The sequence below is a fragment of the Bradyrhizobium sp. USDA 3262 genome, from assembly GCF_054060035.1.
This window is the reverse complement of sequence record NZ_JBSSCT010000001.1, coordinates 3,854,604-3,877,411: the sequence shown is the minus strand read 5'-3', so window position 1 is coordinate 3,877,411 and position 22,808 is coordinate 3,854,604. Positions and strand designations below refer to the sequence as shown.

Sequence of the window (22,808 nt, the reverse complement as noted above, 5' to 3'; positions counted from 1 at the left end):
GTCCTTGGCGCTTGACGCCGTGAGCCGGCTCGGTCTCCCGCCCGTTCCATCTATCAACCTGAACAGTTGCACGAGGCTGCGCCAACAGACCTCGCATCACAGGGACAGGCACCGTGATCATAGCTCTTCGTTACGTCGGAATCGACATCTCCAAAAACCACCTCGATATCTTTGATGAGGCTGACGGCGTGCCGCGGCGCATTGCCAACGCGACACAGGCCATCACACAGCAGGTGGCGCGTTGGCAATGCGATGCGCTGGTCGTCTTCGAGGCGACGGGTATCTATGACCTCGCGCTTCGCGAGGCGCTGCGTCAGGCCGGGATCCAGTTCGCACGGATCAACCCGGCCCGTGCCCGCGACTTTGCACGGGCCAGCGGCCTACTCGCCAAGACCGATCCGATCGATGCGCGGATGCTGGCGGCCTTTGCGCGGGCCATGCAACCCGCCCCCGAGCAGGTCGCCGATCCTGCACGGGGCGCCTTGGCGAGGCTTGCAAAACGGCGGGATCAGCTGGTCCTCATGCGCGCCCAGGAGAAGAACCGGCGCAGCGAGGCCGACGATCGCGCCATGGCCGAACGCATCGGCCGCCTCATCGAGGTCCTCGACAGCGAGATCGCCGAGATCGAGGCCGACATCAGCGCATTGATTAAAGCCGAAGCGGAGATCGCGGACGATGCGAAGTTAATGCGTTCGCTGCCCGGCGTGGGTCCCGTGGCCTGCATGCAGCTCATCGCGCAGATGCCGGAACTCGGGCGGGTCGGACCGAAACAACTCGCAGCGCTCGCTGGCCTTGCTCCCTTCAACGTCGACAGCGGCGCCTTCCGCGGCAAGCGCAAGATTGCGGGCGGCCGAAAGCGCGTTCGTGACGCCCTCTATATGGCGGCCCTCAACGCAGTTCGCAGAGCAGATCCGTTCAAGGCCTTCTATGCACGACTGCGACAGGCGGGAAAACCAGCCAAACTCGCCCTCATCGCCGTCGCCAGGAAGCTGCTCACGGTCCTCAATGCCATGATGCGAGACCGAAAGCCGTACCTGCAGACCAAACCAACATAACAGTTGCCGGCCTTCGCCGGGACGACAGCTGTTTTGTGACGCGCGCTCTCGCGTCTCTCGACGCGCGTCAGACGTTGAGATTCATCCACACCGCCTTCGGCTCGGTAAAGTTATCGAGCGCGGCGGTGCCGTGCTCGCGGCCGAGACCGGAGTCACGCTCGCCGCCCCACGGCAATCGCACATCGGTGTAGCCATAGGTATTGATCCACACCGTGCCGGCGCGGGCCTTCTTGGCGAAGCGCTGCACGCGGCCCATATCGGCGCTCCAGACGCCGGCGGCGAGGCTGTACGCCGTGCCGTTGGCGATGCGCAGCGCATCGGCCTCGTCCTTGAACTTGATCACGCTGACGACGGGGCCAAAAATCTCCTCCTGCGAGATGCGCATCTCGTGCGCGACATTGGCGAACACCGCGGGGCTGATGAAATAGCCGCGGTCACCGACCCGCGCGCCGCCGGTGGCCAGCAGCGCGCCCTCATGCTTGCCGATCTCGACATAATCGAGGATCGAGCGCATCTGCTTCTCGGAGATGACCGGCCCGAGCGCGGTGGCGCGATCGGCGGGATCGCCGATCCGCAACGCCTCGGCGCGGGCGACCAGACGCTCGAGCACCTCGTCATAGGCGTTCTCCTGCACGAGCACGCGCGAGCCGGCCGAGCAGACCTGCCCGGCGTTGAAGAAGATGCCGGCAGCCGCGGCCTTGGCAGCGGCTTCGAGATTGGCATCGTCGAAGATCACATTGGCGGACTTGCCGCCGAGCTCGAGCGAGACCCGTTTGAAGTTGCCGGCGGCGCCCTTCATGATGCCGCGGCCGACGCCGGGCGAGCCGGTGAACGTCACCTTGTCGACGTCGGGATGATTGACCAGCGCATCGCCAACGATGCGGCCGGGACCGGTCACGATGTTGAGCACGCCCTTCGGCAACGCGGCCTCGAGCGCGAGCTCGCCGATCCTGAGCGCCGACAACGAGGTCAGCTCGGCCGGCTTCATCACCACCGTGCAGCCGCAGGCGAGCGCCGGCGCGAGCTTCCACATGCCGATCATCAGCGGGAAATTCCACGGCACGATCGCGGCGACCACGCCGACCGGCTCGCGCACCGTATAGGTCAGCGCGTCGTCGCGCGCCGAGACCACATCGCCGCTGATCTTGTCGGCCCAGCCGGCGTAATAGGTCAGCGTGTCGATGGCGGCCGGAAAATCCTGGCGCAGCACCGCCGAGATCGGCTTGCCGGCATCGAGGCTCTCCAGCGCTGCGATTTCATCGGCGTGCTGCTTCAGCAGCTCAGCCCATCGGAGCAGAATGTGGCCACGTTCGGCCGCGCGCATGGTGCGCCACGGCCCCTCGAAGGCGCGGCGGGCGGCCGCCACGGCGCGGTCGACATCCGCCTCGTTGCCTTCGGCAATCGTCGCGATCACCTGCTCGGTGGCGGGATTGAGCGACTTGAAGGTGTTTCCGGACAGCGAGCGAACGCGGGCGCCGTCGATCAGCAGCAATTCGTCCCTGATGGTCGGGGCGCGGCGGGCGTCACGCTCATAGTCATATGCAACTAACATCATATTTCCTCCTGGTGTTGTCACTCAACGTAGGAGGCTTTTATCAGCAGTAAATATGATATCTTGTGCCTATTGGCATGCCAGGATATGAATTCAATTTCATAATTGGTGGCCACCATGCTGCAGATCGAGATCGAGACCGTCTGGCGATTCCGGAAAGAGGACAGCCCGCAGACCGCGGTCGTGATGCTCGGCATCCTCAACGAGATCAGGAAGACCGGAAAGATCACCAGCGCCGCCAACGACGCGCAGCTGTCCTATCGCCATGTCTGGAACCTGATCGAGCAATGGACCGCCTTCTTCGGCGTGCCGCTGGTGGAGACCCAGCGCGGCAAGGGCTCGAAGCTGACGCCATTCGGCGAGAAGCTGGTGTGGGCCGGTGAGCGCATGCAGGCGCGGCTCGGGCTGCAGCTCGAGAACCTCGCGCAGGAACTGGTCACCGAGATCAAGCCGTTTCTCGAGCAGCGCCCGTCAGTGATCCGGGTCCACGCCAGCCACGGCTTTGCGGTCTCCAAGCTGCGCGAGTTCCTCGACCGCGCGGGCGGCGTCGGTGTCGATCTGCGCTATGTCAGCAACCAGAACTCGCTGGTCTCGCTGGCGCAGGGCGCCTGCGATCTCTCCGGCGTGCACCTGCCGCGCGGCGAATTGCGCGCGCAGGGCATCAAGGCCTGCCGCGAATGGCTCGATCCGCGCGAGGACCGCGTCATCAATTTCGTGACGCGCGAGATGGGCCTGATGGTCAAGCGCGGCAACCCGCTCAAGATCACGTCGCTGAAGGACCTGGTCGAGCGCAAGGCCCGTTTCGTCAACCGCGACCATGATTCCGGCACGCGGCTGCTGTTCGATCAATTGCTGGCGCTGCACAAGATCCCGGAAGGGCGGATCAACGGCGCCCAGCACATGGAGTTCACCCATGCCGCGGTCGCCGCCTATGTCGCCAGCGGCATGGCGGATGCGAGCTTTGGCGTCGAGGCCGCGGCGCGGCAGTTCGGGCTCGATTTCATCCGCCTGCTCACGGAAGATTATTTCTTCGTCTGCAAGCGCGCCTTCCTCGAGACCGAGCCGATGCAGCGCGTGCTCGACATCATGAAGAGCAGCGAGTTTCACAAGGCGGTGGGGGCCCTTCCCGGCTATGTCGCCTCCAACACCGGCGCCGTCAGCGGCGTGAAGGAGTTTCTCGAGAAACTGCATTCGACCGCTGATCAGCCGCACCCGGCGGCGGCCGACCTGGTGGCCGTCGATCCTTCGGGACTCGCGCCAGGTGCGATGACGCGGATCGACAGACAGGAAGATATCTAGCCGAGGCCGCCGATGTCGGCGACCAGCACCGAGCCCGTCACCGATTCCGTAATGTAAAGACGGTCGCGGTTGGCGCCGCCGATCGCGACGTTGGTGCAGCTCGGCCCGGCGCAGGACTTGATCCGCGCGATGCACTCGCCGTTCGGCGCAAACGCGAAGACATGACCGAGCGAGGCGTGCGCGACGAACAGCCGACCGGCGGCGTCCATCGTCATGCCGTCGGGTCCGCTCGGGCCGAACAGCGAGCAGAAGCGGCCAACCTTGGAGACGCTGCCGTCCTTCATGAACGGCGCGCGCCAGACCGCATTGTCGCGCGTCATGGCGACGAACAGCACCGCCTCGTGCGGATCGAGCACCAGGCCGTTCGGGCTGATGCCGGTGTCGATCAGGCAGTCGAGCGCGCCGCTCACCCGCAGCCGATAGACGCGGCCGGTCGGATCGTGCAGTCCAGTCTGGCCCTGATCGGTGAAATAGATGTCGCCGTTCGAGGCGATGTGCAGGTCGTTGCAGCCGCGGAACGATTCCGAATTGCGCGAGCGCAGCAGGGGCGTGACCTCGCCGGACCTGGCATCGAGCTCCATCAGGCCGTGCCGATAGTCGGCGATCAGGATGCGGCCCATCGCATCGATCTTCAGCCCGTTCGGCCAGCCGTCATATTCGGCAACCTGCGACCATGACTTGTCAGGCGCGATCCTGAAGATGCGGCCGAACGGGATGTCGACGATGTAGAGATTGCCATCGGCATCGAACGACGGTCCCTCGATGAAGCAATCGGTCACCGCGCCCGGGCGGTTGGCGTCGGCCCATTCGCTCGCCATGCTGCGGCGGAATTCGGCCGGCACGGCGGAGAAGATTTCGGTCGGGATCAGTTTCGGCGGCGTTTCCAGGAACATCATTGTTGGTTCACCCGTTGGCGGAGCGGGGCGGACCATAGAGAAGATTGCTGGCGCCGTCGAATACCCCAAAGCCCACCACGTCATTGCGAGCCAACGGGGCGCGCGAACGCGCGCCCGATGACAGGCTCCGCGAAGCAATCCATACCTCCACGCGTGGCAAGATGGATTGCTTCGTCACTTCGTTTCTCGCAATGACGGTTGGACAGCCGTCCCGTGCTTACGACGTTTCCTATTCGGCCGGCTGCGCCGAGCCATAGGCTTCCGAGATCATGTAGCCGGACAGCGTGCCGTAGGCCGCGGTCCATGCGGCGGCGACGTCAGGCGTCCAGGCTTCGCCGAGCCCCTTCTCCAGCGTCCACAACAACGCGCCGCCGACCACCGGATAATGCTCGGGCTTGGCGCCATAGCCGACATGCCGCTTGGCCAGCGCACTCGCGGCCGGCAGGATCGTATCGAGATTGCTCAGCCCGTTCACGACGACGGCAAGCGTCGTCATCAATTTCTTGCGCTGCTCCTTCATGTCGGCCGGAAACATCGCCTGCACGGCGGGCGCGACTTCGAACAAGCGATCGTAGAAAATCACCGCGGCCTGCTCCGAGATCGGCGCGACCTTGCCGAAGCTGTCCTGAACCAGCTTGATTTGGGCCGGATTCATCTCAATTCTCCTCGGTCATGAAATGAGTTCTGAAACGATTTTTCAGAATGCGAGCATTGGTAGCCGCATCCGGCGTTTCCGTTCAGAGCGGAAACGCGCTTGCCGTCGACGTGATCATCACGCCGCCTCGACGAAGCTGTGGCGCTCATAGAGGAATTCGAGCACGCGCTGCCGGCACTTCAGGTAGCCTTGGTTGGTCGCGAGCTCGAGCCGCTTGCGCGGGCGCGCCAACGGCACCTCGAGCACCTCGCCGATCCGCGCGCTCGGACCGTTGGTCATCATGACGATGCGGTCCGACAGCAGCACGGCCTCGTCGACGTCGTGAGTGATCATCAGGATGGTGTTGCCGAGCTTCTGGTGCAGCGCCATCACCGAATCCTGCAGATGCGCCCTCGTCAGCGCGTCGAGTGCCCCGAACGGCTCGTCGAGCAGCAGCACCTTCGGCTCCATCGCGAGCGCACGCGCGATGCCGACGCGCTGCTTCATGCCGCCGGAGATCTCGCTCGGCCGCTTGTCCTTGGCATGCGCCATCTGCACCAGGCTGAGATTGTGCATCACCCAGGCGTCGCGCTCGGCCCTGCTCTTGGTCCTTGCAAATACCTTGTCGACGCCGAGCTTGACGTTCTCGTAGACGGTGAGCCACGGCAGCAGACTGTGGTTCTGGAACACCACGGCCCGATCCGGTCCGGGCGAATTGACCTCGCGGTTCTCCAGCAGCACGCCGCCATTGGTGGCGCCGGTGAGGCCGGCGACGATGTTGAGCAGGGTCGACTTGCCGCAACCGGAGTGACCGATGATCGAGACGTATTCGCCCTTCTCGATCGTCAGGTTGATGTCCTTCAGCACCTCCGTGGTGGCGTTGCCGCGGGTGAAGGTCTTGTCGATGTGATCGAGCTTCAGATAGGCCTGCATGACTTTCTCCTCAGTTCGCCGCAGTGCCGCGGGTCACGATCTTGCCCAGCCCCGCGATCAGGCGGTCGAGCACGAAGCCGATGATGCCGACATAGAACAGCGCCAGGATGATTTCGCTGATGTGCGAGGAATTCCACGCATCCCAGATGAAGAAGCCGATGCCGACGCCGCCGATCAGCATTTCCGCGGCGACGATCGCGAGCCAGGACAGGCCGATGCCGATGCGCAGGCCGGTGAACATGTAGGGCGCGGCCGCCGGGATCATGATCTTGGTGAAGAACTCCAGCGGATTGAGCTGCACGACGGCCGCGACGTTGCGGTAGTCCTGCGGGATGTTGCGGATGCCGACCGCGGTGTTGATGATGATCGGCCACACCGAGGTGATGAAGATCACGAAGATCGCCGAGGGCTGGCCGTCGCGGAATGCGGCCAGCGACAGCGGCAGCCACGCCAGCGGCGGGATGGTGCGCAGCACCTGGAACAGCGGATCGAGCCCGCGCATCGCCCAGACCGACTGTCCGACCAGCGTGCCGAGCGCGATGCCCGCGATCGCCGCGAGCGAATAGCCGTAGGCGACGCGCTGCAGGCTGGCGGAGAGATGCCAGAACAGGCCCTTGTCGATGCCGCCATTGTCGAAGAACGGATCGAGGATCAACTCCTTGGTGTCCTTGAACACTTTCGACGGCGGCGGCAGGCTGGAGCCGGCGCGCCGGCAGATCAGCTCCCACACCACCAGCAGCAGCGCGACCACGATCAGCGGCGGCACCACACGCGCCGCGGTCTCCTTCGCCATCCTGGCGTAGGCCTCGGCGCGCGGCGCGCGCTTCGGCGTCATGGTCACGACCGGCGCCGCGGCAGCGGCCGGCGGGATCGCGACCGCCGACACTTCGGTCTTCATGGCAGGCATCGACATTGAACGAAAATCTCCGTGGTCAAAGGGAGAGCCGCGCTGCACGCGCGGCTCGCTCAAATCAGACGTCAACACGCTTGATGGACAACGACTTCAAATACGCGGCGGGGTCGGCAGGATCGAACACCTTGCCGTCGAAGAAGGTTTCCTTGCCGCGCGAGGTCGAAGCCGGAATGTCCGAGACGCCAAGCTCCTTGGCGGCCTCCTTCCAGAGATCCTCGCGGTTCACCTTGGCGATCAGCGCCTTGGTGTCGAAGCCCGCCTCGTACTTGCCCCAGCGGATGTCCTCGGTCAGGAACCAGAGGTCGTGGCTCTGATACGGATAGGAGGCTTTGTCGCTCCAGAACCGCATCTGCTGCGGCGAATTCTCGACCACGCGGCCGGTGCCGTAGTCGAACTTGCCCTTCATGCGGTCGGTGATGTCCTCGACCGGGCAGTTGATCCACTGCCGCTTGGCGCAGATCGCCGCGGTCTCCTCGCGGTTCTCCGCCTTCTCGCACCACTGCTGGGCTTCCATCACGGCCATCAGCAGCGCCTTCGCGGCCTTCGGATTCTTGTCGACCCAGGCAGCGCGCAGGCCGAACGATTTCTCCGGATGCTTGTCCCAGAGCTCGCCGGTGGTGATCGCGGTATAGCCGATGTCCTGATGGATCAACTGCAGATTCCACGGCTCGCAGACGCAGAAGCAGTCCATCGTGCCGACCTTCATGTTGGCCACCATCTGCGGCGGCGGCACCACGATGGTCTCGATGTCCTTGTCGGGATCAATGCCGCCGGCGGCGAGCCAGTAGCGGATCCAGAGGTCGTGCGTGCCGCCGGGGAAGGTCATCGCGGCCTTCACCGCCTTGCCGGAAGCCTTCTTCTTCTCCAGCGCCGCCTTGAACGGCGCGGTGTCGATGCCGATCTTGAGATCGGCATATTCCTTGGCGACCGAGATGCACTGGCCGTTCAGGTTGAGCCGCGCCATGATGTACATCGGCGTCGGCTGATTGTTCTGCGTCACCTTGCCGGCCGAGATCAGATACGGCATCGGGGTCAGGATATGCGCGCCGTCGATGCCGCTGCCCTCGGAGCCGAGCACGAGATTGTCGCGCGTGGTGCCCCACGAGGCCTGCTTCTGCACCTCGACATCGGGCATGCCATATTTGGCGAAGATGCCCTTCTCCTTGGCGACGAACAGCGGCGAGGCATCGGTCAGCGCGATGAAGCCGAGCTTGGCGCCCTTCACTTCCGGACCCGCGCCCTGCGCGAATGCACCAGCGGGAAAGTTCAGCTTGGCCGCGGCAAGCAGCGCGGCGGCGCCGCTGGTTGCCTTCAGAAGCTGACGGCGGCTGAGGCCGCGGCCTGAAGGCTGGTTGGTGGGCTTGGTCATCGGTCGTCCTTTGCTGCGTCGTTGCGTTGCGGTGTTGCGTCAGTGCGTCGAGCGCCGTCCTTCGAATGGCGACGCGCGCAGGGCGCAAAAAGGCGTGCACCGGGAAGCCCCGGTCTGGCGGCGTCAGAAATCCGATGGGGTAGCCTCGAGGGACGGCTTCAATGGCGTCGGCTAATGATTATTCAAGCCTTGTGCCAATCTACCGCAGTGCAAAATTGGATTTCGTTGCAAAGCCTTGCGCAACATGTCGCAGCGCGCGCGAATTTTCCGCGCGCTGCCAAAGTTTGCGATTCGCTCAATCTTTGGGCGGCGCACAAGAATTGGGCAGAAGCGTTCAGAAACCGATCAGGCGTCTTCGGAGACCTTGGTGCCGAGCGGCGCGGGCGCCATTCCGCCACCGGGCTTCACGTGGAATTCGTAGGTCATCAGGCTCCACGGCCCATCGGAGCGCTGGCCATCGGGCATCACAGGATCGGTGCGGCGCTCGACCTTGGCGATCAATTCATCCTTCACGCCGAACACGACGTCGGAGTCGATGTATTTGTCGCCCTCGACGAAGACATGCGTGATCAGCGGCTCGTAGCCCTTGGCGTTGACCAGGAAGTGGACATGCGCCGGCCGCATCGGGTGACGGTTGGTCTGCGTGATCATCTGCCCGACCGGGCCGTCGGTCGGGATCGGATAGCTGCACGGCACGATGGTGCGGAAGAAGAAGCGGCCGTCGGCATCGGTGATGAAGCGCGCCCGCGACGACGGACCTTCGGTGGCGTAGCTCGGCTTCTGCGAGTCGTAGAATCCGTCATCGTCCGCGTGCCAGATATCGACCGGCACATTGGCCAGCGGCTTGCCGTCGAGGTCGGTGACGCGGCTCTGCACGAACATGCGCTCGCCGGGCAGGCTTGCCGAGATGTCGGTGCCGTGCGGCGTCACCTTGTGCTCGCCGACATAGAACGGGCCGAGCACCGTGGTCTCAGTCGCGCCGTCGCGATCGCGATGGTTGACCGCATCGACCAGCATCGACACGCCGAGCACGTCGGACAGCAGGATGAACTCCTGGCGGATGTCGGTGCACTTCTGCCCGGTGCGGGTCAGGAAGCCGATCGCGTGGTCCCATTCCTCGAAGGTGAGATCGGTCCTGCGCACATAATCGTGCAGCGACTTCACCAATTCCTGCAGCAGGAACTTGGCCCGCGGATCGGGTGTCTGGTCGAAGCTGCGGATGACGGCGGCGGCGAGCTCGGTTTCGTTGAACTGGGTCATCTCAGCGTGTTCCTTGACGTGTTCCTTGGCGTCTACCTTGGCCCCTTCGGGGGCGCGATTGCAGGGGCGACCGTACACCACCAGCTCAATGCCGGTAAGCGGCAGCGGATTGGTGCAGCAGACACTTTTCGGCTATCAAGGCTGCCTTGCAAGCCGGAGAAACGCCTGATGCTAGCCCCCACGCCTGCCTCGCCCGAATCCGCGGGAATGTCGACCGCTGCCCTCAACCGCCTCGAAGCGCATCTGAAGAGCCGCTACATCGATGCCGGCCGTTTTCCCGGCACGCAGGTCCTGATCTATCGCCGCGGCAAGATCGTGCATTCCACGGTGCAGGGCTTTGCCGATCTCGAGCGCAAGGTGCCGGTCAAGGACGACACCATCTTCCGCATCTATTCGATGACCAAGCCGATCACGTCGGTCGCCTTCATGATGCTGGTCGAGGAAGGCAAGGTCGCGCTCGACGAGCCGGTCGCAAAGTACATTCCGGAATGGAAGAACCTCGGCGTGTTCGTCGCCGGCACCGCGCCCGCCTTCCTGACCCGCCCACCGACGCGGCCGATGCAGATCGTCGACCTCTTGCGCCACACCTCGGGTCTCACTTACGGCTTCCAGCAGCGCTCCAATGTCGACGCGGCCTATCGCGAGAAGAAGATCGGCGAGGTCATCAAGGCCGGCACGCTCGACGGCATGATCGAGGACCTGGCGAAGATCCCGCTGGAGTTCTCGCCGGGCGAAGCCTGGAACTACTCGGTCTCGACCGACGTGCTCGGCTATCTCGTCGGCAAGATCTCGGGGGTGCCGTTCGAGCAATTCCTGAAGGAGCGCATCTTCAAGCCGCTCGGCATGAACGACTCGGATTTCTTCGTGCCGGCCGACAAGGCGCATCGGTTTGCCGCCTGCTATTCCGCCGATCCGCAGGGCGGCTTCAACCCGCTCGCCGCCGAGCGCAAGGGCACGCTGACGCTGCAGGACGATCCGACCACCAGCTCGTTCCTGGCGCCGCCTTCGCTGATCTCGGGCGGCGGCGGACTGTGCTCGACCGCGGCCGACTACCTGACCTTCTGCCGGGCGCTGCTCAATGGCGGCGAGCTCGGCGGCGTCAGGCTGCTCGGCCCGAAGACGCTGAAGCTGATGACCTCGAACCATCTGCCTGGAGGCGTCGACCTGCCGGCGATGTCGCGCTCGATGTTCGCCGAAGCCGCCTATAACGGCATCGGCTTCGGCCTCGGCTTCGCCGTCACCATGCACCCGGCGCAGACGCTGATCGCCGGCAGCCCGGGCGAATTCAACTGGGGCGGCGCCGCGACGACGTCGTTCTTCATCGACCCGGCCGAGGAATTGATCACGATCTTCATGACCCAGGTGCTGCCGTCGAGCGCCTATCCGCTGCGGCGCGAGCTGCGCACCATGGTCTACGCCGCGATCACCGAGAGCAATCTCTGACATGACGTCATTCCGCGGCGCATACTCCTCGTTCGAGCATGATCCTTTCGGAAAACCGCTTCACACTTTTCCGGATCATGATTTGGGCGCCGCGGAACTTTTCCGATAACCAACTGTTTCCTTTGGCGGACTTTTCCCGCTTCCCCTAAGCTCACAGCCAATGGGCACCGACCTGGGGACATCGTGCCGAAACTGACATTGCCAGTCCGTCTCGCGCTTCTGGTCGCGGGAACGATGTTGCCGCTGATCATTTTCGCGGTCGGGATCGTCTTCCACAATTATCAGCGGGATCGCCAGGCGGCCACGCAGCGCGTGCTGGAGACGGCGCGCAGCATCCGCCTGCTGCTCGATGCGGAAATGCAGCGCATGACCGGCGGGCTGCAGGTGCTGGCGCTGACCAACTCGCTGCGCAACAGCGACTTCGACAACTTCCGCCGCGTCGCGGTCGGCTTCATCGACCAGTACGGCAAGGATGGCGTGGTGCTGGTGGCGGACCGCGCCGGACGCCAGGTGTTCTCCTCGCTGACGCCGGACACCGCGAGCCTGCCGCCACGCAACAATCTCGAGATCCTCGAGAAGGTGTTCATGACGCGGCAGCCGCAATACTCCAACCTGTTCTTCGGCGCGGTGAAGCAGCGGCTGATCATCACGGTCGAGGTGCCGGTGATGCGCGACGGCGAGGTACTTTACGACATCTCCTTCAGCCCGCCGATCGAGGTGTTCCAGGCCATCATCGAGAAGCAGCGCCTCAACCAGGACTGGACCATCTCGATCTTCGACAGCGACGGCGTCAACCTGGCGCGCGTGCCGAACCCGCAGGCGACCATCGGCCAGCGCGCCTCGCCGTCGCTGTTTGCCGAGATGTTCCGCCAGAGCGAGGCGACGCTGCCGACGGTCTCGCTGGAAGGCGTGGCGCTGATCACGGGTTTCACCCGGTCGCGCCTCACCGGCTGGACCGTTGCCGCCGGGATCGCCGAGAACTCGCTGGTGGCGCCGCTGTGGCGCTCGCTGGCGATCACCAGCGTGATCGGCGGCGTCCTGCTGCTGGTCGGGCTCGGCTTTGCGGTGCGGATGGCGACCACGATCGCGCGCGGCGAGATGCTGCACGACCTTCTGATCGAAGAGCTCAACCACCGCGTCAAGAACACGCTGGCGATCCTGCAATCGATCGCCACGCAGACCTTCCGCAGCGCAAGCCGCACCGAGCGCGACAAGTTCGAGGGGCGGCTCGGCGCGCTGGCCGAGGCGCATAATCTGCTCTCGACCGACAAATGGCAGGGCTCCGACTTCCAGGACGTGGTCAGCCGCGTGCTGCGGCCCTATCTCTTGAACACGTCCGAGCGGGTCAGGATGTTCGGACCCCGCGTGCCGCTGTCGCCCCGGCTTGCCTTGGTGCTGTCGATGATCCTGCACGAGATGGCGACCAACGCCGCCAAATATGGCGCGCTGTCCAACGACACTGGCACGGTGACGCTGGACTGGGAGATCCTCAACGAGAGCCCCGGACCGAAGCTGCGGATGATCTGGACCGAGACCGGCGGCCCACAGGTCACCGCGCCGGTCCAGCGCGGCTTCGGCTCCCGCCTGATCGAGCGCAGCGCCCGCGACCAGCTCGGCGGCGAGGCCACCGTGGATTTCCTGCCCCACGGCGTCGTCTACACCGTGACCAGCGCCCTCGAAATCGACGGCTGACTGGGCAGGAGTGGCCGATCCTGCGACATCTTGGCACGCAAGTTGCTACGATGGGCGGGTTCGGCCGGCCAGAACCAGGGGGAAGTCATGTCGACCATCGCAGCGGAAGCGACAGTTGCACGCAAGCCGCTTTACACATCACTGTTCGTGCAGGTGCTTGTCGCGCTGCTGCTCGGCATCGTCATCGGCATGGCCGCGCCCGATTTCGCGATCGGGTTGAAGATCTTCAGCGATGCCTTCCTGAAGCTGATCTCGATGATCGTGGCGCCGATCGTGTTCTGCGTCGTCGTGCACGGCATTGCGGGTGCCGGCGACCTCAAGAAGGTCGGCCGGGTCGGCGTCAAGGCGCTGGTCTATTTCGAGGCGATGACGACGGTCGCGCTCGTGGTCGGCCTGCTGCTCGCCTATCTGTTCGGCCCCGGCCACGGCATGAACATCGACACCTCGACGCTGGATGCCAAGGCGCTCGGCAACTATGCCAGCAACGCACAGAAGCTGAAGGGCGAAGGCATCGGCAGCTTCCTGCTCAACATCATCCCGACCACCTCGTTCGACGCGCTGTCGCGCAACGACGTGCTGCAGGTGTTGTTCTTCGCGATCATCTTCGGCGTCAGCCTGGCGCTGGTCGGCGGCGAGAAGGGCGAGAAGATCTCCTCCTTCATCGACGCGGTCTCGACCGTGCTGTTCCGCGCCATGGGCCTGATCGTGCGCTTCGCGCCGATCGGCGTGCTCGGCGCCGTCGCCTATACGGTCGGCAAATACGGCGTCGGTTCGCTGAAGCAGCTGCTATCGCTGGTCGCGCTGTTCTACGTGTCGGTCGCGATCTTCGTGCTCGGCGTGCTCGGCGCCGTGATGGCGCTCGCCGGCATCAACATCCTCAAGTTCCTCGGCTACCTGCGCGAGGAGCTGATGATCGTGGTCGCCACGGCATCGTCCGACGCGGTGCTGCCGCAGGTGATGCGCAAGCTGGAGCGTTTCGGCGTCAAGGATTCGGTGGTCGGCCTCGTGATTCCGACCGGCTATTCCTTCAACCTCGATGCCTTCTCGATCTACCTGACGCTTGCGGTCGTCTTCATCGCGCAGGCGACCAACACGCCGCTGTCGTTCGGCGACCTGATGCTGGTGCTCGGCGTGTCGCTGATCACCTCGAAGGGTGCGCATGGCGTGCCCGGCTCGGCGATCGTCATCCTGGCGGCGACGCTCAACGCCGTGCCGAGCATCCCGGCGATCGGCCTCGTGCTGGTGCTTTCGGTCGACTGGTTCATCGGCATGGCGCGCGCCGTCGGCAATCTGATCGGTAACTGCGTCGCTACCGTCGTGGTCGCGGCATGGGAAGGTGACCTCGACCGCGACAAGGCCCGTCGCGTGCTCGAAGGCGCCGAGGCGGTTGACGTGACTGCGGGCTGAGCCGCGCGTCCCAAAGCGAGCAGCGTCCCGCGCGTGGCGCGGGGCGCTGACTTACTTTCAACTCCCGAAGCCGCGAGGTAGAGTCGAGGCCTTCCCCTCTTTCGCTTCATTGGCCCCTCCCGCCAGAGTTCGCCGGCTTGTCGTAGGCACACATTTGTTCCAGATGATTGAGAACTTTTGGGCAATTGTCCAGCAACATTCCGAAAGCCTGACTTGGACTTACGTCAAACTCTTGCAAATCGGATGATTCAGTCAAGCACTCGCCGGCCACTTCTCGACCTCAGGCTGCACTAGCTGGGGTTGCATCCACCCAACGACGCCCGTACAATATGGTGGCCCGTAGAACTACGGGCGCTGTGCGTTGACGCCTATTATGCATGTGCGCAAAATCTGTGTCGATCAAACTCGCGCTAGTTGTGGTTTGGTCAATATTTTGCCAAATGTAGAGGGCGGGGTGTCGACAGACACCTTGGCGCGGTCGACTTCAGGTAGTCGACCGAGTTGGTACTAGGGTGTTTCCAATGCGCTTTTGCGGTTGGATACCATCCCGCGATCTTCCTGGATTTCGTGGTTCCGACGAACTGGCGATCCACTCGAGCTTAACGCGGTACATCATGAACGTGTCCCTGACCCAGCCGGGCCAGGGATTCTCGATTTGAAGGACGGGTCACAAGAATGAACAGATCAGCAGCAAAGAAGATGAAGCAGCGCAGTGCCGGCAAGCCGGACATTGAGTTGGGCAAGCGGATTCGCCTGCGCCGTGTCGAGCAAAAGATCTCGCAGGCCGAACTCGGCGACAAGCTTGGCGTCAGCTTCCAGCAGGTTCAAAAGTACGAGAAGGGCGTCAACCGTGTCGGCGCTGCCCGCCTTCAGCAGATCGCGACGGCGCTGGATGTGCCGGTCACCTTCTTCTACGACGGCGACAACAAGGCCCGCGAAGTCGAGAGCCTGCTGTTCCTCGACAGCGCGTTCAGCCTCCGGTTGCTGCGCGCCTACAGCAAGATCAAGGATCAGACGGTGCAGCGTCAGCTGGTGTCGCTGATGGAATCGATCGCCGCCAACGAAGACTGAGCGCGGATCGGGTCGCGGCGCCGCGAACGCGATCCCACCACACCGCAACGGCCGGTCCGCCGGCCGCTGCGGCCGCACATGCCGGTCGGGCCGAGAAGATGTCGAAGCGCTGCCATCGCCGATGGCAGCGCTTTTTCTTGAGGCGCTTCTGTCTTTCAAGATTTTGTGATCCAGGCGGATAGCTTCAGTCCCCGCGCCGGATGCGCGGTCATGAAGCAGCGACGAGTATCGCGTCATGATCTCATCGCTCCACGTGAGCATGCGCGCAGATCGCCGCACATGCGCGCCGCGCTTTTCCAACTCGCGCTCCGACTCCCATCTCGCGCAGCGCATGCGCGCGCAATGCGTCGCTATTCTGTCGCGCGGCCAATTGTCGCCCGCACATCGGGCGACCTCATAACTCCCGCATTTCCTCAGTTGAACCGGCGCCGCCAGAACCGAATGCAAGAGCCTGTCTTTTTTGTCGCAGCAACGAAGTGGCCCGCATGAACGTTTTCAGGCTTCAACCAAGGAGATCTCGATGAATATCAAGCTTGCCGTTATTGGACTCGCCGCGCTTGGAAGCGCAGCGTTGATGTCCGGCGCGGCATCCGCGATGCCCAACGGGCTTCCGCAAGCCAGTCACATCGCGGGCGAAACGTCCAATGTCGACAAGGTGCGCCAGGTCTGCGATCGCTGGGGCCGCTGCTATTGGCGGCCGGGCGCATACGGCTACTACGGACCGCGCCATCACGGATGGCATCATCGTCCGCACTTCCACCATCGCCCGCATCATTACGGGCACCGCCCTCATCACGGTGGCCATCACGGCGGTGGACATCACGGCGGACACCATCGCTAATCATCAGCGAGGGGGCTTCGGCCCCCTCACCTTTTTTGCGCTCAAAGTGCGAAGCGGCTTTCCCGCGCGACAAGCGCAAGGCGCCTTCGCCGTCGACGTGCGGTCAGCGCCGGCTACCCCTGTCCTGCCCGGCGGACGAGCGCGTTCTCGAGGAAGAGATACTCGATGCCGGTGCCGAGGAAGGTGTCAATGGCTTCGCGCGGGGTATTGACGATCGGCTGCCCCTTCACGTTGAAGCTCGTGTTCAGCACCATTTCGCGGCCGGTCGCCCGGCCGACGGCCCGCAGCAGCGCATGGAATTCCGGATTGTCCCTGACGTCGACCGTCTGCACGCGGGCCGAGCCGTTGACATGGGTGATCGCGGGCAGCACAGCGCGATGCTCGGGGCGCACGTCGGCGGTCATGATCATGTAGGGAAGCTCGAAACCCTTCGGCACTTCGAACCAGTGGTGGACCTGCTCGAGGCTGACCGCCGGCGCGAACGGGCGGAAGGCTTCGCGCATCTTGACCATCGCGTTGATGCGGTGACGCATCTCCGGATGACCGGGATCGGCCAGGATGCTGCGGTGTCCCAGTGCGCGGGGGCCGAATTCCATGCGTCCGCGGTACCAGCCGAGCACGCGTCCGGCCGCAATCAGCCTGGCCGCCACCGCGCAGGTCTCCTCCAGATCCGGAAAGCGCGTGATCTCTATGCGGCCGGCGGTGTCCGCGAGTGCCCTGTCGATCTCACTCTGCGAATGTGCGGGGCCGAGGAAGGGAACCGGCATCCGGACGTTCTCCACGCCGCGGTCGCGCGATGCCGACCAGAGCGCGGCGCCGAGCGCTGAGCCGTCGTCGCCGGCGGCCGGCTGAACGTAGATCTCGTCGAACAGGCCGGACTGCAGCAGGCGGCCGTTGGCGGTGCAGTTGAGCGCGACGCCGCCCGCCATCGCAAGCCTCCGCAGGCCGGTGCTGCGGCCGAAATGGCCGCAGATGTGGAGCATGACCCTGTCGAGGCATTCCTGCAGCGCCGCGGCGACGTCGCGATGGGCATCGGTGACGTCGCCGTCGGGCGCGCGGGCCGGGATCAGGTGTTCGCCGAGATGGCGTCGCGTCGCGCCGTAGGTTTCGCGATCGTGGCGCTCGGTATTGAGACGGAGCAGAGGAATCCTGATCAGGCCGTCGTCGCGCAGTTCCACGGTCCGCTCGAAGAAAGCACCGTGGCGGGCGGGATCGCCGTAGGGAGCGAGGCCCATGATCTTGTATTCGTCGGAATTGAAATCGAAGCCGAGATGCAGCGTCAGGGTGGAATAGAGAATGCCGATCGAATCCTGTGCGGTGATTTCCGCGAGCTTGTCGATCTCGTTGTCGTGCGCGTGATAAACGGTGACGGCGTGGACCTCGCCCATGCCGTCGAGGATCACCACCAGGCATTCGTCCCAGCCGGAGGTGTAGTATGCGCTGGCGGCGTGGGACAGATGATGGTTGACGTGGTGGACCTTGCTGGCGGGAAATCCGCTCAGGTGCTCGTCCACTTGCGAGAGCAGTTTTTCACGCGAGAAGACCTCCCTGTATTGCTGGGCGGAGATCGGATCCAGCATGAAAGCGGCTTTGTAGGGCGCATAGTCGAAGCCGTGGGAGATCGCGTCGATATCGGCTGGCTTCAGGCCGGCGGTCTCAAGGCAATAGCTGACAGCGCCGATCGGAAAGTCGCCGGTATGTTTCTTGCGGCTGAAGCGCTCTTCGGCGGCACCGGCGACGATCCTGCCGTCGACCACCAGCACTGCTGCCGAATCGTGACCTTGGGAAATCCGGTATTCGCGTTCCTCGAGGCCCGGCCAGTGCTTCTTCTTGAAGGGGATCGAGTTCTCGAATCCGCTGATGCCGATTACTTTCGCCATCTTCAACACCCCCTGGACGTATCACGCGCAGGGAAATTTCGAGCATGTTCCGCGGCATCGTTGCAGAGGGACCGGGGAAATCAAGTTCCGCAAAAGTGCCGCCCCGGAATAGTCGGCCGGCCATCCGTTCCGATCGTTTGACGGAGTACCTCCTTTGCGTCGGGGGACTTCGCGAACGCATCTGCTACAATATGACGCAGCTCTCTCCACCAAGCCACGGCGTTCCGACGCCTTTTTGGATGGAGGTCGATGATGGACGCGTTTTCCGATATTCGATTCGAAGTCTTCAGTACGTGCCCGCAATCCAGCGCGGTCGCGGCGGCGGACTATGTCGAACAGGTGCAGGCCGTCGCCCGCTGGAGCGAAGAGGCAGGCTGCAAGGGGATCCTCGTCTACACGGAGAATTCCTTGGTCGATCCCTGGCTCGTCTCGCAGATCATTCTGCAGAGCACCAAGGAGCTCTGTCCGCTGGTGGCGGTACAGCCGGTCTACATGCATCCCTACAGCGTCGCCAAGATGGTGAGTTCGCTCGCGCATATGTACGGACGGCGGCTCTATCTGAACATGGTCGCAGGTGGCTACACGACAGAGCTGACGGCGCTCGGCGACACGACGGCGCACGACAAGCGCTACGCCAGGCTCATCGAGTACACCGGCATCATCAAGCGGCTGCTGGAGAACGCCGAGCCGGTGACCCTCGAAGGGCAATTCAATGCCGTCCGGAATCTCAGGATGACGCCGCCACTGCCGCCGGAGCTGCTGCCCGGCGTGTTCGTGTCGGGCTCCTCGGAAGCGGGGCTCGCGGCCGCCAAGGCGCTGGGGGCGACGCCGGTGAGATATCCCAAGCCGGCCGCAGAGTACGGACCGGCTGATACCGCCGACTGCACGGGTTCGGGCGTGCGCGTCGGCGTCATCGCCCGCCCGAGCGCCGAGGAGGCCTGGCGGGTCGCGCACGAGCGCTTCCCGACCGACAAGAAGGGGCAACTGGCGCACAAGCTCGCCATGAAGGTCTCGGATTCGGCGTGGCACAAGCAGATGTCCGACCTTGCGGCCCAGACGGCCGTCACCCAGGACACGCCCTATTGGCTTGTGCCGTTCGAAAACTACAAGACCTTCTGCCCGTACCTTGTTGGCAATTATAGAGTCGTCTCCGACGAACTCGCGCGCTACGCCGCGGCCGGCTACGGGACGTTCATCCTCGACATCCCGCCCACCCGCGAGGAACTGATCCATACGGGCGAGGTCTTCGGACTGGCGCTGACGAAGGCCCGGCGTCTGAAGTCATCAGCGCTTCGCGATCCGGCGCGTCAGGGCCTGGGAGGCTAGGCCAGACGAGGATCGTGCGATGGAGCTGCGCACAGACGGATCGCGACGGGGGTTGTGGACGGGCTTCCTGCGCGCGGCGCAGCTGTTTCCCGACCGTCCTGCCGTGGTCGCGCAGGGCACGTCGCTGTCGTATCGGCAGCTTCGCGAGGCCGCCGTCCGCATCGCGGCCTGCATCCAGGCCCATCGCACGGAGTCGCGCACGTCCCTGACCGCCGTGTTCGCGCATCGCAGCACGGTGGCCTTCGCCGGCGTGCTCGGAGCGCTCCTCGCCGGGAACGGCTACGTGCCGCTGAACCGCACCTTCCCAGTCGAGCGGACCAGATCGATGTTCGTCCGTTCGGAGTGCCGCTCGATCATCGTCGACGCGGACTCCCTGCCGCAGATTGACGCGCTCCTAGAGGGTTCCGGCGAACCGCTGCTCGTGATCGCGCCCGGCCTCGAGGATCCGCGCCCCTATCGCAAACGATGGCCGCGCCACGCCGTCGTCGGGGCCGCCGACCTCGAAGCATACGCCGGTTGGCGCGAGCCGGACGCGCGCGAGGACGCGATCGCCTATCTGCTGTTCACGTCGGGCAGCACCGGGGTCCCGAAAGGGGTGATGGTCGCGCACCGCAACGTCGTCTCCTATATCGATCATGTCGCGAAGCGCTTCGCCATCACGGAGCAGGACGTCGTCTCGCAGACGTTCGACATGACGTTCGACCTGTCGGCTTCGGACATGTTCGTGGCGTGGGAACGCGGCGCCTGCGTGTGCTGCCCCTCGCAGAAGACGCTGATCAATCCGGGGCGGTTCATCCGCGAGCAGGGGCTGACGGTCTGGTTCTCAGTGCCCTCGATGGTCGCGCTGATGAAGCAGTCCGGCCTCCTGAAGCCGGGAGGGTTTCCCTCGCTCAGGCTGAGCCTGTTCTGCGGCGAGCCGCTGCCCGTCAGCTGCGTCGAGGCCTGGGCGATGGCCGCGCCGAACAGCGTCGTGGAGAACGCCTACGGACCCACGGAGCTGACCATCGCGTGCACCGGCTACCGGTGGGATCCGAAGCGGGCGCCGACTGAATCGGAGATGGGGATCGTGCCGATCGGCGCTCCGTTCCCGGGAATGGACGTGCTCGTCGTCGACGAGTGGCTGAACGAGGTCGCGCCGGGCGCGGACGGCGAACTGCTGATGAGCGGTCCGCAGATGTCGCTCGGCTACTGGAAGGATCCCGAGAAGACCGCTGCGGCCTTCGTCGTCCCGCCCGGACGGAAGGACGTGTTCTACCGGACCGGCGACCGCGTGCGCCGGCCCGCCGGCGACGGTCCCCTGACCCATCTTGGCCGCATGGATTCCCAGGTGAAGATCCTCGGGCACAGGGTCGAGCTCGGCGAGGTCGAGGCGGTGGTGCGCGAGGCCTCGGGCGTCGACGGCGTCGTGGCGATCGGCTGGCCCATCACTTCGAGCGGCTACGGCGGCATCGAGGTGCTCATCGAAGGAGAGCCGGTGGATCTCGACCGGCTGCGCGAGGCGGTCGCCGCCCGACTGCCGGACTACATGGTCCCGAGACGATGGCACATCCGCAGCCGGTTGCCCCGCAACGCCAACGGCAAATACGACCGCAAGGCCATGCCGGCGGTTTTGGGAGACGGTCAATGAACGGTCCGACCCCGAACGACGTCCGCTCGTTCTTTGGAGCCTTCCTCAACCGGAAGCTGGAGGACCGCGGACAGCGTCCGCTGCGCGATCTTCCCGACGACTACGACCTGCTGCTGTCGGGAGCGCTCGATTCACTGGCCTTCGTCGAGATGATGATGGCGGCGGGCGAGCACTTCAACAGGGAACTCGATTTCGAGAATCTCGATCCCGAACGGATGACGCTGATCGGCCCCCTGTGCCTGTTCGTGTCCGAGCAATTGACGCAGCCTCGGTGGCGAAACGAGTCGACCGGGTCGTCGCCGCCATTCGGCTAGGGAGGGATTGATGGCGGGGACCCGCGCGCCGGCGCAAATTCAGACGCGCTCCAAATATCACGCCGCCGACATCCTGCTCCGGCTCCTGAAAAGCCGGCGGCGTCCCGCGTCCGCTCAAGCCGAACCGGCGCCGCTCTCCGGAATCGCGTTGGCGCCGGCTAAGCAGCGGGAGGTCAAGTTCGCAGATTTCGAAAGCGTTGCGAGGCTGAAGGAACGCTGGGGACTTGCGAAGGACAGCCTGGAGAACTGGGATCGGCTCTGGCGGCAAAATCCCGCGATGGCGGCCGCCAAATCGCAGCCCAGCATGGGGTGGGTGCTGGAGACCGCGCACGGGATTGTCGGGTACCAGGGAAACGTTCCCATGCTCTACCAGTTCGAAGGCCGAGCGATGATCGCCGCGACAGCCGCTGGCCTGGTGATCGAGCCGGCGTACCGCACGCGCTGCATCACGCTGCTGGCTTCGTTCTTCCGGCAGCGAGATGTTGATCTCTTCGTGATCACGCACTCGACCGCATCGGTGGTCAATCAATCAAAAGCCCTTCATGCGAGGCCGTTGCCTCGCGCAGACTACGACAAGGTGCTGTTCTGGATCCTGGATGTGCATCAGTTCGCGCGGGTGCTCGCGGCGAAGTTCGGCCTCGGGCGCGGAATGGAGGCCGTTGGAGCCTTCCTTGCCTCGTCGGCCCTGCGGCTGGATACGCTGTATCGCGGGCCACGGGGCCTCCCGATCAGCAAAATAACCGAAATCGAGGTGAACGACATCGGGGATGAATTCGAAGCGCTGTGGCGGCGCAAATTGGGCGAGGTCCCTCGGTTGCTGGCGGATCGAAGTCCCGCCTCTCTCAGGTGGCACTTCACGCTGCCGGGGAGCTGTTCGACGGTTGCCGTGCTCTGCTGCCATCGATTCCAGCGCTTGGCGGGGTATGCCGTCGTGCTGCATGCGATCGACCGCGAAACCGGTTTGCGACGGTCGATGCTCGCCGACATCCTGGTGGAGCAGGACGACCCTGATGTGACCGAGGCGCTGCTCGATGCGGCCTATGCGAACGCGGTCGCTTCGGGCGGTCATCTCTTCGAGGTGGTTGGCCTGCCCGGACATATCAGGCAGATCCTGATGAGATGGAAACCTTACGTCAGGACGTACCCGACCGATCCGCTCATCTACAAGACAACGGATGAGGCCTTGGCCCGCGCCCTCGAAGACGAGAACGCCTGGTACGCCGGCCCGTTCGACGGCGACGCAACGCTGCTGCCGTGACGACTCCGGTCGGCCGGCGTGGCGGAACGAGGCGGGCT

At 64.4% G+C, this 22,808-nt stretch carries 19 protein-coding genes; 11 read left to right on the top strand and 8 right to left on the bottom strand.

Annotated features, from left to right (window positions below):
* Positions 1-113: 113 nt before the first annotated feature.
* Positions 114-1,055, top strand: coding sequence for a transposase (locus ACVWYP_RS17790; protein ID WP_259245052.1), 942 nt, complete (start codon positions 114-116; stop codon positions 1,053-1,055).
* A 67-nt stretch (positions 1,056-1,122) separates the two neighbouring features.
* Here ACVWYP_RS17790 and ACVWYP_RS17785 read toward each other — a convergent pair whose 3' ends face one another.
* The gene (locus ACVWYP_RS17785) at positions 1,123-2,607 is read right to left on the bottom strand and encodes an aldehyde dehydrogenase family protein (protein WP_304500243.1); all 1,485 of its coding nucleotides are present in this window, start codon (positions 2,605-2,607) and stop codon (positions 1,123-1,125) included.
* Positions 2,608-2,724: 117 nt separating this feature from the next.
* Between ACVWYP_RS17785 and ACVWYP_RS17780 the strand changes: the two genes are divergently transcribed.
* Positions 2,725-3,906, top strand: coding sequence for a substrate-binding domain-containing protein (locus tag ACVWYP_RS17780; protein ID WP_304499229.1), 1,182 nt, complete (start codon positions 2,725-2,727; stop codon positions 3,904-3,906).
* On the opposite strand, the gene ACVWYP_RS17775 is transcribed toward ACVWYP_RS17780, so the two are convergent.
* From ACVWYP_RS17775 to ACVWYP_RS17750, 6 genes are all read right to left on the bottom strand, one after another.
* Entirely contained in the window at positions 3,903-4,802 is a 900-nt protein-coding gene (locus ACVWYP_RS17775) for an SMP-30/gluconolactonase/LRE family protein (RefSeq protein ID WP_304499228.1), read from the bottom strand. The genes ACVWYP_RS17780 and ACVWYP_RS17775 overlap by 4 nt on opposite strands.
* A gap of 229 nt (positions 4,803-5,031) precedes the next feature.
* On the bottom strand, positions 5,032-5,457 hold the full coding sequence (locus ACVWYP_RS17770) for a globin family protein (protein ID WP_304499227.1): 426 nt from the start codon (positions 5,455-5,457) through the stop codon (positions 5,032-5,034).
* Between the two features lie 117 nt (positions 5,458-5,574).
* A complete protein-coding gene (locus ACVWYP_RS17765; protein WP_304499226.1) occupies positions 5,575-6,369 on the bottom strand; it encodes an ABC transporter ATP-binding protein in 795 nt (264 codons plus the stop codon).
* A 10-nt stretch (positions 6,370-6,379) separates the two neighbouring features.
* Positions 6,380-7,282, bottom strand: coding sequence for a nitrate ABC transporter permease (ntrB, locus tag ACVWYP_RS17760; protein WP_304499225.1), 903 nt, complete (start codon positions 7,280-7,282; stop codon positions 6,380-6,382).
* Positions 7,283-7,340: 58 nt separating this feature from the next.
* Positions 7,341-8,651: a CmpA/NrtA family ABC transporter substrate-binding protein gene (locus ACVWYP_RS17755; RefSeq protein ID WP_304499224.1), complete on the bottom strand. Its 1,311-nt coding sequence runs from the start codon at positions 8,649-8,651 to the stop codon at positions 7,341-7,343.
* Positions 8,652-8,996: 345 nt separating this feature from the next.
* Positions 8,997-9,911: an intradiol ring-cleavage dioxygenase gene (locus ACVWYP_RS17750; protein WP_304499223.1), complete on the bottom strand. Its 915-nt coding sequence runs from the start codon at positions 9,909-9,911 to the stop codon at positions 8,997-8,999.
* A gap of 168 nt (positions 9,912-10,079) precedes the next feature.
* Between ACVWYP_RS17750 and ACVWYP_RS17745 the strand changes: the two genes are divergently transcribed.
* The 5 genes from ACVWYP_RS17745 (at position 10,080) to ACVWYP_RS17725 (ending at position 16,365) form a co-directional block, all read left to right on the top strand.
* The gene (locus tag ACVWYP_RS17745) at positions 10,080-11,354 is read left to right on the top strand and encodes a serine hydrolase domain-containing protein (protein WP_304499222.1); all 1,275 of its coding nucleotides are present in this window, start codon (positions 10,080-10,082) and stop codon (positions 11,352-11,354) included.
* A 183-nt stretch (positions 11,355-11,537) separates the two neighbouring features.
* Positions 11,538-13,046, top strand: coding sequence for a sensor histidine kinase (locus ACVWYP_RS17740; protein ID WP_304499221.1), 1,509 nt, complete (start codon positions 11,538-11,540; stop codon positions 13,044-13,046).
* 87 nt (positions 13,047-13,133) lie between these two features.
* Positions 13,134-14,453 (top strand): dicarboxylate/amino acid:cation symporter, encoded by a 1,320-nt coding sequence (locus ACVWYP_RS17735; protein WP_304499220.1) that lies wholly within the window; start codon positions 13,134-13,136, stop codon positions 14,451-14,453.
* A 675-nt stretch (positions 14,454-15,128) separates the two neighbouring features.
* Positions 15,129-15,524 (top strand): helix-turn-helix domain-containing protein, encoded by a 396-nt coding sequence (locus ACVWYP_RS17730; RefSeq protein WP_016844123.1) that lies wholly within the window; start codon positions 15,129-15,131, stop codon positions 15,522-15,524.
* Positions 15,525-16,044: 520 nt separating this feature from the next.
* A complete protein-coding gene (locus tag ACVWYP_RS17725) occupies positions 16,045-16,365 on the top strand; it encodes a hypothetical protein (RefSeq protein ID WP_304499219.1) in 321 nt (106 codons plus the stop codon).
* 113 nt (positions 16,366-16,478) lie between these two features.
* On the opposite strand, the gene ACVWYP_RS17720 is transcribed toward ACVWYP_RS17725, so the two are convergent.
* On the bottom strand, positions 16,479-18,245 hold the full coding sequence (locus tag ACVWYP_RS17720) for a carbamoyltransferase family protein (protein WP_304499218.1): 1,767 nt from the start codon (positions 18,243-18,245) through the stop codon (positions 16,479-16,481).
* 249 nt (positions 18,246-18,494) lie between these two features.
* On the opposite strand from ACVWYP_RS17720, the gene ACVWYP_RS17715 reads away from it, so the two are divergent.
* The 4 genes from ACVWYP_RS17715 to ACVWYP_RS17700 are packed head-to-tail and all read left to right on the top strand — an operon-like array spanning position 18,495 to position 22,770.
* Complete coding sequence (locus ACVWYP_RS17715; RefSeq protein ID WP_304499217.1) at positions 18,495-19,571, top strand: LLM class flavin-dependent oxidoreductase; 1,077 nt, start codon at positions 18,495-18,497, stop codon at positions 19,569-19,571.
* A 19-nt stretch (positions 19,572-19,590) separates the two neighbouring features.
* A complete protein-coding gene (locus ACVWYP_RS17710; protein ID WP_453946110.1) occupies positions 19,591-21,198 on the top strand; it encodes an amino acid adenylation domain-containing protein in 1,608 nt (535 codons plus the stop codon).
* Complete coding sequence (locus ACVWYP_RS17705; RefSeq protein ID WP_304499215.1) at positions 21,195-21,512, top strand: acyl carrier protein; 318 nt, start codon at positions 21,195-21,197, stop codon at positions 21,510-21,512. The genes ACVWYP_RS17710 and ACVWYP_RS17705 overlap by 4 nt, the downstream gene beginning before the upstream one ends.
* 10 nt (positions 21,513-21,522) lie before the next feature.
* Positions 21,523-22,770, top strand: coding sequence for a hypothetical protein (locus ACVWYP_RS17700; protein WP_304499214.1), 1,248 nt, complete (start codon positions 21,523-21,525; stop codon positions 22,768-22,770).
* The last annotated feature ends 38 nt before the right edge of the window (positions 22,771-22,808 follow it).